This window comes from Streptomyces alkaliphilus, from assembly GCF_014141535.1.
Taxonomy (GTDB): Bacteria; Actinomycetota; Actinomycetes; order Streptomycetales; family Streptomycetaceae; genus Streptomyces; species Streptomyces alkaliphilus.
Window position 1 is genome coordinate 1 of sequence record NZ_VKHT01001197.1, and the last position, 1,347, is coordinate 1,347.

The following is a 1,347-nucleotide window of genomic DNA, read 5'->3' on the forward strand; positions in this document are numbered from 1 at the left end:
GCATCCTCGCACCCCCCACCGACACCCTGTCCCGCCCTCGTCCTCAGTTGATCTTGATTGGCCGTATCCGACCGAATCCGATCGCTCTCCAGCGGCTCGATCCGGCCGGCCCGGTACCGGTGATTTCCCCCGGTTCGAAGGGTCGTGGGCACCGCCCACGGGCGGTGGTGTCGGGCCGGCCCCGGTTCGCCGGCCCGGGGGCGGGTGAGCGGAACGCACGAATCCGGTCACATCCGGGTGCGGACCGAAGGGACCGCACTCCATCCGCCCCCCGGACACCTCCACCGGAACCGGCGGCGGACCGGGCACCGGGGCCGGAGCGTCACCGGCCACCTCCCGAACGTCACCCCCGGGACCCACCGGTCCCGAACCCCGGCCCCGCCACTGACGAACCCGGAGTTCGGGACACGTGCGCGCGTGCGGGCGCATTACAGTAGGCCCCCGGGACCGCCCGCGGGCGGTCCCGGCGACGGGGAGGCGGAGACGGGGGAGACCCGTCGCGCGCCCCGCCGCCGCGCCCGTGCGGGGAGTGTCCCCGCCGGCGAGACCGACGCGACAACCCCGGGAGTGCACGTGCGGCCGGTAGGGAGCAAGTACCTCCTGGAGGAACCGCTGGGGCGCGGTGCCACCGGCACCGTGTGGCGGGCCCGCCAGCGTGAGGCCGCCGGAGCCGAGGCCGCCGTGCCCGGACACCCCGGCGAACTGGTCGCCATCAAGGTCCTCAAGGAGGAACTGGCGCACGACCCCGAGGTGGTCATGCGCTTCCTGCGTGAGCGTTCGGTGCTGTTGCGCCTGGGGCAGGAGAACCACTCCAACATCGTCCGGGTCCGCGACATGGTCGTCGAGGGCGACCTCCTCGCCCTGGTCATGGACCTGGTCGACGGCCCCGACCTGCACCGCCACCTCTACGAGAACGGCCCGCTGACCCCGATCGCCGCCGCGCTGCTCACCGCGCAGGTCGCCGACGCGCTCGCCGCCGCGCACGCCCGGGGCGTGGTCCACCGTGACCTCAAGCCCGCCAACGTGCTGCTCGCCGGCGGCCGGGACGACGAGCCGCTGCGGCCGATGCTCACCGACTTCGGGATCGCCCGCCTCGCCGACTCGCCGGGCATCACCCGCGCCCACGAGTTCGTCGGCACCCCCTCCTACGTGGCCCCCGAGTCCGCCGAGGGGCGCGGCCAGACCTCCGCCGTGGACGTCTACGGCGCCGGCACCCTGCTGTACGAACTGCTCACCGGACAGCCGCCGTTCCGCGGCGGATCCGCGCTGGAGGTGCTCCAGCGCCACCTCTCCGAGCAGCCCGCCCGCCCCGAGCACGTCCCCGGTCCGCTGTGGACGGTGCTCGAG

1 protein-coding gene is annotated in these 1,347 nt (G+C 74.5%); it reads left to right on the top strand.

All coding sequences use genetic code 11. The annotated features are described in order from the left end of the window. Positions 1-573: 573 nt before the first annotated feature. The coding region (locus tag FNQ90_RS23385; RefSeq protein ID WP_182608171.1) for a serine/threonine-protein kinase at positions 574-1,347 on the top strand (774 nt) is incomplete at its 3' end.